The sequence below is a fragment of the Kitasatospora sp. NPDC101801 genome (genome assembly GCF_044766665.1).
GTDB lineage: Bacteria > Actinomycetota > Actinomycetes > Streptomycetales > Streptomycetaceae > Kitasatospora.
Genome location: NZ_JBIWML010000025.1, coordinates 100,778 through 107,385 on the forward strand (window position 1 = coordinate 100,778; position 6,608 = coordinate 107,385).

Here is a 6,608-nt window from a genome sequence, read left to right on the forward strand (position 1 = left end):
CAGCCCCCGCCACCCCGCACCTGGACGCACCCGAGAGGACAGCCATGACCACCCCGCCCCCCACCGGCGGGGCCCCCGGCGCGCATTCCGGCGCCCCGGTGCCGCCGCGCCCGACCCAGCCCCCGACCGTCGCACCGGCCCGGCCGACGCCCCAAGTGGTGCACGGCGAGGGCCTGTTCAGCTGGCTGCCGCTGCGCCCCACCATCCGGATCAGGCTCACCCTGCTGTACGGCGGGATGTTCCTGATGGCCGGGGTGGTGCTGCTGATGCTGATGTACTTCTTCGTCCGGCAGGCCTTCTACGACGCCGCGCTGCCGCCGCTCCGGCTGGGCTCGAACGTGCAGATCCAGACCGAGGACGGCACCGTGATCACGGCGGCCAACTTCGAGCAGTGGCTGCGGCACTTCCAGAGCGTCCAGGCCGAGGCCGCGCTGACCACCCTGCTGCGCAAGTCGCTGACCGTGCTGGTCTGCCTCGCGGTGATCGCGTTCATCCTCGGCTACGCGCTGGCCGGCCGGGTGCTGCGCCCGCTCAACCGGATCACCAGGACCGCCCGCGAGGTGGCCGGTTCCGACCTGCACCGGCGGATCGACATGGACGGCCCGGACGACGAGCTCAAGGAGCTGGCCGACACCTTCGACGACATGCTGGAGCGGTTGGACCGGGCCTTCGACTCGCAACGCCGGTTCGTCGCCAACGCCTCGCACGAGCTGCGTACCCCACTGGCGATCAACCGGACTCTGCTGGAGGTCCAGCTCTCCGATCCGGAGGCGTCGGCCGACCTGCAGCAGCTCGGGAAGACCCTGCTGGCCACCAACGAGCGCAGCGAGCAGCTGGTGGAGGGCCTGCTGCTGCTGGCCCGCAGCGACAACGAGCTCACCGACCGCCGCCCGATAGAGCTCGCCGAGGTGGCGGTCCGGGCGCTGGAGCAGATCCGCCCCGAGGCGGCCGGGCGGGAGGTCGAGCTGCGTTCGGTGCTGGAACCGGTCCAGGTCAGCGGGAACGGCGTGCTGCTGGAGCGGATCGCGCTCAACCTGCTGCAGAACGCGACCCGGTACAACACCCCCGGCGGTTGGGTGGAGATCACCACCTCGCCGGTGCCGGGCGGGGCGGGCGAGCTGGTGGTGAGCAACACCGGGCCGGTGGTGCCCGGGTACGAGCTGGAGCACATCTTCGAGCCGTTCCGCCGGGTGAAGGGCGCCGACCGGACCCGGAGCGACAAGGGGGTCGGGCTCGGCCTCTCGATCGTCCGCTCGGTGGTCCGCGCGCACGGCGGGGCCATCGAGGCCTCCGCGCGCGCCGGGGGCGGCCTCACCATCCGGGTCCGGATCCCGGGAGCCTGAGCCACCCCTATCGCCCGTGAGGGGTCGCCGCAGCCACCCCAGTGTCCTTTTCGGTCGGATTTCGCTCCGTGCGCGGAGCATCCGGCAGGCTCCCGAGCCGCCCCCACCAGGCCGGTCGGCATGACAAACGGCCTGGCGGGGGCGGCTTGTCATTTTCGGCCGGGACAACTTACGGTGTCGTAACCTACGGAGCCGTAAGGTTGGTCGTAGCCACCCGGCCAGACGCGACCCCCGTCGTCCCTGCCCCGCCCTTTCAGGAGCACCGCCGTGACCATCGCACCCGAGCAGCGCACCGCCGCCACCCCCTCCGCCGCCTCGCTGACCACCGCGGGCTGGACCGACGCGCGATTGATCATGGCGCTCGAGGAGGTCGTCGAGGTCGAGCTGAACCGGCACCTGAAGGTCGCCAAGGAGTGGATGCCGCATGAGTACGTGCCCTGGAGCCTGGGGCGCGACTTCGACGGCGTGCTCGGCGGCGAGGCCTGGGCGCTGGACCAGTCCAAGGTGACGCCGCTCGGCCGGATCGCGCTGGTGGTCAACCTGCTCACCGAGGACAACCTCCCCAGCTACCACCACGAGATCGCCACCATGTTCGGCCGCGAGGGCGCCTGGGGCACCTGGGTGCACCGCTGGACGGCCGAGGAGGGCCGGCACGGCATAGCCATTCGCGACTACCTGCTGGCCACCCGGGCCGTCGACCCGGTGGAGCTGGAGCGGGCCCGGATGACGCACATGGCCGAGGGCTTCGAGTCGGACAACGCGCACAGCATGCTGCACTCGGTCGCGTACGTGGCCTTCCAGGAGCTGGCCACCCGGATCTCGCACCGCAACACCGGCCACTTCTCGGGTGACCCGGTCTGCGACCAGCTGCTCGCGAAGATCGCCAACGACGAGAACCTGCACATGGTCTTCTACCGGAACCTGCTCAAGGCGGCCATGGAGATCGCGCCGGACCAGGCCATGCGGGCCATCGCCGACGTGGTGATCGACTTCCGGATGCCGGGCCACGGCATGCCCGGCTTCGAGCGCTCGGCGGCCCAGCTCGCCATCGGCGGGGTCTACAACCTCCGGATCCACCACGACGACGTGCTGCAGCCGGTGCTGCGCCACCTCAAGGTGATGGAGGTCGGCGGGCTCGGCGCGGCCGGTCAGCAGGCCCAGCAGGAGCTCGGCGTCTTCCTCGGCGCCCTCGACGCGCAGGCCACCAAGTTCGACGAGCGGCAGGCCGCACTGCTCGCGCGACGGGCCGCGAACGCCGCCAAGAAGTAGCCGTCGGGTGGGTGGATTTCCAGGATTTGCCCGAAAAGTTCAGACTGTGAGGAAGCTCACACAAAGTGGCCCGACACGTTCGGATGATCTCTCAGGGTGATCACCGGTTCGGGCTACCGGGTCGCCGACGGTGACCGTCGGACGCCCCGCGGGATTTGTCGACACGTCATCAAGTCGTCTCGGGTGCAGGTGAGTTGACTGATGGCCGGTCGGGCATCGGCTACCGAACGTCATGGTCCGAACGGTCGGTCGGCCCCCCGGAGGGAGCTCTCCGTGAGGCCGTTCGGACCGCTCGGCAGGGCCCTGAAGAGGCCGTTCGCGGATGTCGATTGAGTAACAGGGCTTGAAGTAAGGCAAAATCTCCGCCTCGGGTCGGGCACAAGACCGGCCCCCCATGCGTTACGTGCGCTGGAGATACCGCACACACCCAGAGGGGGAGAGCGAACAATGGCAACGGACTACGACACCCCGCGCAAGACCGACGACGATGTCAACGAGGACAGCATCGAGGAGCTCAAGGCTCGTCGGAACGAGAAGAGCACCAGCTCGGTCGACGTCGACGAGTTCGACGCGGCGGAGGGCCTCGAGCTCCCCGGCGCTGACCTTTCCAACGAGGAACTCTCCGTCCGGGTGCTTCCGCGCCAGGCCGACGAGTTCACCTGCATGAGCTGCTTCCTGGTGCACCACCGGAGCCAGCTCTTCGGTGAGAAGAACGGGCAGCCCATCTGCCAGGACTGCGGCGCCTGAGCACCGGGCGGGAAGGCCCGGCCCGGCGGATCCCCGTCGGTTCGGCACACCGCCCCGCCCGGCCTTGGGCAGCAAGGCCGGAGGCAGCAACTGCGGTCACCCCGGCGGCCGCTCCAGCACCACCGCGCGACCGGACCCACCGGTCGGGGCGCAGTACGGAACACAGGGACGGTCCCGCGTGCACATGCGCGGAGCCGTCCCTCCGCCGTTTCCGGGGCCGGACGAGGTGCGGGGCGGGGTCAGCCGTGCCGGCCCCGGCGGGCCTCGGCCAGCGCGTCGGCCAGCCGCTGCGGCGACCGGGTCGACAGGTAGACGTACGGGGTCGGGTCGGCCGGGTCGGTGATCTCGACCCGCAGCGCGGTCGGCACGTAGCTGCGCAGCAGCATGAAGGCGCGCGGGTCCGCCTTCACGGACCGCCAGGCCACCGTCTCGGCCGGGTTCAGCACGTGGGCGGTGCCGAGCACGTCGGCCGGGATCCGGGCCTGGCCGGCCACCAGGGAGCCCTGCACCACCCGGATCCGGGCGGAGCCGTAGCTGCTCAGCGCGGCGGCTCCGGCGACGATGCCGACCACCAGACCGACCAGCGCGCCGATCGCACTGAACCGCAGCATGATCAACGCCAGCGAGAGGCCGAGCGCAACGGGAAGCAGCCACCAGCTGCGGGGGACGGTGAGGCGTTCGTCGTACATGCCCCCATTGTGTGCGCCGCCGCCGGGCCCTCGACCGCCGCCTCCCCCGGAGTTCCTGCCGTTCCTCCGCCGGCCTCCCCGTGGACGGCCGGTGCGGCCGGTACTACCCACCGGTAAGGTCGCCGCTGTGAACGGACCAGCCGCCTTCCCGCCTGCGCAGCAGGGCTCCGAGCAGCCCGTCGCCCGCGCCACCGCCCTGCCGCCGACCACGCCCCCGGCCGACGCCGTGCTGCCGCCCCGGGCACCCGAGGCGCCCGCGCCCGGCACCCTGCTCGGCTCGCACTACGACCACTGCTTCGGCTGCGGGCCGCAGCACCCGCAGGGCCTCCAGCTGACCGCCGTGGCGGGCGAGGGCCTGAACGTCACGGCCGAGTTCACCGTCCGCCCCGGCCACCAGGGCGGCCCGGGGCTGGCCCACGGCGGCGTGCTGATGACAGCGATGGACGAGACGCTCGGCACGCTCAACTGGCTGCTGCACATGGCCGCCGTGACCGGCCGGCTGGAGAGCGACTTCGTCCGTCCGGTCCCGGTCGACTCCACGCTGCACATCCACGCCTGGGTGACCGGCGTGAAGGGCCGCAAGATCTACAGCGCGGCCGAGGGCCGGATCGGCGGCCCGGACGGGCCGGTCGCCATCCGGGCGCAGGCACTCTTCATCCAGGTGAAACTGGAACACTTCACCACGCACGGGCGTCCCGAGGACATCAAGAAAGCCCTGGACGACCCGGATCTGTTCAAGCGTGCCCGAGCCTTCGAGGTGAACCCGTGAGTACCACCGCCCGCCCGCCGGTCGACGTCCTGATCACCCGTTTCGATCCGGAGCTGCCGCTGCCGGCGTACGAGCACCCCGGCGACGCCGGAGCCGACCTGCGCACCACCGTGGACGCCGAGCTCGCCCCTGGTGAGCGCGCCGTGCTGCCGACCGGGATCGGCATCGCCCTGCCGGACGGTTACGCCGCCTTCGTGCACCCGCGTTCGGGGCTCGCGGCCCGGTGCGGAGTTGCACTGGTGAACGCCCCGGGGACGGTCGATGCCGGGTACCGTGGTGAGATCAAGGTGATTCTGGTAAACCTCGACCCGCGCGAGGGAGTCAGCTTCCGCCGTGGGGACCGAATCGCCCAGCTGGTGATCCAGCAGGTCGAGAAGGCGAGTTTCCACGAGGTGGCCGAACTTCCCGGTTCGGCCCGTGCCGAAGGTGGGTTCGGGTCGACCGGAGGTCACGAGAGGGTTACCATGCCCGCGCCAGCGCAGTAGCCGAGCAGTAGTCGAGCAGGTATTCGCATCGGTCTTGGACCGGGAAGGACAGTGACCGTGTTCCGTCGCCGCCAGAAGAGCGAGGACGCTGTCGAGCAGCTCGCCGACGACGCCATCAGCGCCGACGAGACGGCCGATGACGTAGAAGGCTCCGCCGACTCCGAGAGCGAGAGCGCCGCCGACGCAGACCCCACCGACCGGGTCGGCCTGCCGCCGGCCCCGCGCCCGGACGGGCCGTGGGACATCTCCGAGCTGGAGAACCCCGAGGAGGGCCGGGTGGACCTCGGCGGCCTCCTGATCCCCGGTGTCGAGGGCATGGAACTGCGGGTCGAGGTGGCCGGCGACGCGATCGTGGCCGCCACCCTGGTCCTCGGTAACAGCGCCATCCAGCTCCAGGCCTTCGCGGCCCCCAAGTCCGAGGGCATCTGGGGCGAGGTCCGCGAGGAGATCGCCTCGGGCATCACCCAGCAGGGTGGCCTGGTCGAGGAGGAGGAAGGCCCGCTGGGCTGGCACCTCCGGGCCCAGGTCCCCGTGCAGCTACCGGACGGCACCCAGGGTGTCCAGCTGGTGCGCTTCGTCGGTTGCGACGGACCGCGCTGGTTCCTCCGCGGCGTGATCTCCGGCCAGGCCGCGGTCCAGCCCGAGATGGCCGGGATCCTCGAGCAGGTCTTCCTGCAGACCGTCGTGGTCCGCGGCGAGACCCCGATGGCCCCGCGCGACCCGATCGTGCTCAAGCTCCCCGAGGACGCCCAGATGGTCGCCGACGGCGGCGCGAGCGTGGTCGACGCCGGAGGCTCCCGCTTCGCGGAGGCCTCGCTGGACCCGTTCGCCCGTGGTCCGGAGATCACCGAAGTCCGCTGATCGTCCGCTGATCGCCTCCGTCCGGTACGCCGGGCGGAGGCGATTTGCCTGTGGGGCGGCGATGCCCGTACAGTTCCGGAGTCGCACCGCGAGGGGCGAAGAAAAGCGAGTCGGGTGAATGAAACTCCGGAAAACGGAGCGGAAAACGTCTGATAAGCTCGGAACACGAAAGAACGAAGCACCCGGAGGGCCTGCCTGATAAGCGGCTCGAAGGAAGTGTCCGTTCCTTGAGAACTCAACAGCGTGCCAAAAGTCAACGCCAGATATGTTGACATCCCCGGCCTCAGATTATTCTGGGGTTGGAGATTCCTTTATGAAGTAAAACACTAGCGAGGACGCAGTGCGCGGGGTCACCTATTCCGGTGGTTGCCGTGCCGCTCTTCCGAGGTGGTTGCCCGATGACGGGTAGACATTCACGGAGAGTTTGATCCTGGCTCAGGACGAA

The 6,608-nt window shown here is 70.3% G+C and carries 7 protein-coding genes; 6 read left to right on the forward strand and 1 reads right to left on the reverse strand.

The annotated features are described in order from the left end of the window. Nucleotides 1-44: 44 nt before the first annotated feature. From ACIRPK_RS24650 to ACIRPK_RS24660, 3 genes are all read left to right on the forward strand, one after another. The gene (locus ACIRPK_RS24650) at nt 45-1,343 is read left to right on the forward strand and encodes a sensor histidine kinase (protein ID WP_403041684.1); all 1,299 of its coding nucleotides are present in this window, start codon (nt 45-47) and stop codon (nt 1,341-1,343) included. 267 nt (nt 1,344-1,610) lie between these two features. Further along, nucleotides 1,611-2,612 (forward strand): acyl-ACP desaturase, encoded by a 1,002-nt coding sequence (locus tag ACIRPK_RS24655; protein ID WP_403041687.1) that lies wholly within the window; start codon nt 1,611-1,613, stop codon nt 2,610-2,612. 447 nt (nt 2,613-3,059) lie between these two features. Continuing rightward, nucleotides 3,060-3,359 (forward strand): DUF4193 domain-containing protein, encoded by a 300-nt coding sequence (locus ACIRPK_RS24660; protein WP_057229281.1) that lies wholly within the window; start codon nt 3,060-3,062, stop codon nt 3,357-3,359. Between the two features lie 239 nt (nt 3,360-3,598). On the opposite strand, the gene ACIRPK_RS24665 is transcribed toward ACIRPK_RS24660, so the two are convergent. Then, the gene (locus ACIRPK_RS24665; RefSeq protein WP_403041690.1) at nt 3,599-4,048 is read right to left on the reverse strand and encodes a DUF3093 domain-containing protein; all 450 of its coding nucleotides are present in this window, start codon (nt 4,046-4,048) and stop codon (nt 3,599-3,601) included. A gap of 196 nt (nt 4,049-4,244) precedes the next feature. Here ACIRPK_RS24665 and ACIRPK_RS24670 point away from each other — a divergent pair, with 196 nt between their 5' ends. From ACIRPK_RS24670 to ACIRPK_RS24680, 3 genes are read left to right on the forward strand one after another with little or no spacing between them, the layout of a single operon-like run. Beyond that, entirely contained in the window at nt 4,245-4,817 is a 573-nt protein-coding gene (locus tag ACIRPK_RS24670; protein ID WP_057229481.1) for a PaaI family thioesterase, read from the forward strand. Next, entirely contained in the window at nt 4,814-5,302 is a 489-nt protein-coding gene (gene dut, locus ACIRPK_RS24675; protein ID WP_403041693.1) for a dUTP diphosphatase, read from the forward strand. The genes ACIRPK_RS24670 and dut overlap by 4 nt, the downstream gene beginning before the upstream one ends. Nucleotides 5,303-5,359: 57 nt before the next feature. Further along, the gene (locus tag ACIRPK_RS24680) at nt 5,360-6,163 is read left to right on the forward strand and encodes a DUF3710 domain-containing protein (protein ID WP_403041696.1); all 804 of its coding nucleotides are present in this window, start codon (nt 5,360-5,362) and stop codon (nt 6,161-6,163) included. The last annotated feature ends 445 nt before the right edge of the window (nt 6,164-6,608 follow it).

Bases quoted from the DNA above. Each gene is read 5' to 3' on its own strand.
- ACIRPK_RS24650 (WP_403041684.1), top strand. From the start codon at position 45: ATGACCACCCCGCCCCCCACCGGCGGGGCCCCCGGCGCGCATTCCGGC.
- ACIRPK_RS24660 (WP_057229281.1), top strand. From the start codon at position 3,060: ATGGCAACGGACTACGACACCCCGCGCAAGACCGACGACGATGTCAAC.
- ACIRPK_RS24665 (WP_403041690.1), bottom strand. From the start codon at position 4,048: ATGTACGACGAACGCCTCACCGTCCCCCGCAGCTGGTGGCTGCTTCCC.